The following is a 931-nucleotide window of genomic DNA, read 5'->3' on the forward strand; positions in this document are numbered from 1 at the left end:
CCCCGGAACAGGGGAGCGGCCAGAAAAAAAGCCGCCCCTCCCCCCGCCCACCGCAGAGGTGAGCAGAAGCAGCGCGCGGCAAAAATGATAAAAAGCGGACGGGGATTATCAGATTGATAAAGGAAGGGGTGAGAGGGGGAGAAAAACAAAAAGCCGCCCCGGGGGGCGGCTTCTTAAGACAGGCTGGATCAGAAGATCAGCTTGTAGAGGATGCCGGACATGGCGATGAGGCCAATGGCGGTCACGAAGAGGTTGCTCGGGTTGCCGGCGTACTTGCGCATGGCCGGGATCTTGGCGATGGCGTACATGGGCATCAGGAACAGCAGCATGGCGATGATGGGGCCACCCAGATCTTCGATCATGCCGAGGATGCTCGGGTTGACGGTGGCCACGGCCCAGGTGGTCAGGATCATGAAGACCGCGGTCACCTTGTTCAGTTGCTTGACGTCCACATTCTTGCCCTTCTCGCGCAGGGTCTTGGCCATCAGGCCGTTCATGCCCTCTTGCGCGCCCAGGTAGTGACCGAGGAAGGACTTGCTGATGGCGACCAGGGCGATCAGCGGAGCCACGGTGGCGATCACCGGGTTGTCGAAGTGGTTGGCCAGGTAGGAGAGGATGGAGATGTTCTGCTCCTTGGCGGCCATCAGGTCAGCCGGGGAGAGGCTCAGCACGCAGCTGAAGACGAAGAACATCACGGTCAGCACCATCATGACGTGGGCACCCAGCAGGATCTTGCTGCACTTGGGCTCGGCACCTTCACCGTAACGACCCTTATTGTCCACCGCGAAGGAGGAGATGATCGGGGAGTGGTTGAAGGAGAAGACCATGACCGGAATGGCCAGCCACAGGGTCTTGATAAAGTCGCCGTTGAGGGCGTCGCCCAGGGCCGGGGCCTCGGAGATGATGGCGCCGTTCCAGTGGGGGATCAGGT

1 protein-coding gene is annotated in these 931 nt (G+C 60.7%); it reads right to left on the minus strand.

The genetic code is table 11. The features are described from left to right. Window positions 1-188: 188 nt before the first annotated feature. The coding region (locus BN1133_RS18355; protein ID WP_462477402.1) for an SLC5/6 family protein at window positions 189-931 on the minus strand (743 nt) is incomplete at its 5' end.

This window comes from Aeromonas schubertii, assembly GCF_000820105.1.
Classification (GTDB): domain Bacteria; phylum Pseudomonadota; class Gammaproteobacteria; order Enterobacterales; family Aeromonadaceae; genus Aeromonas; species Aeromonas schubertii.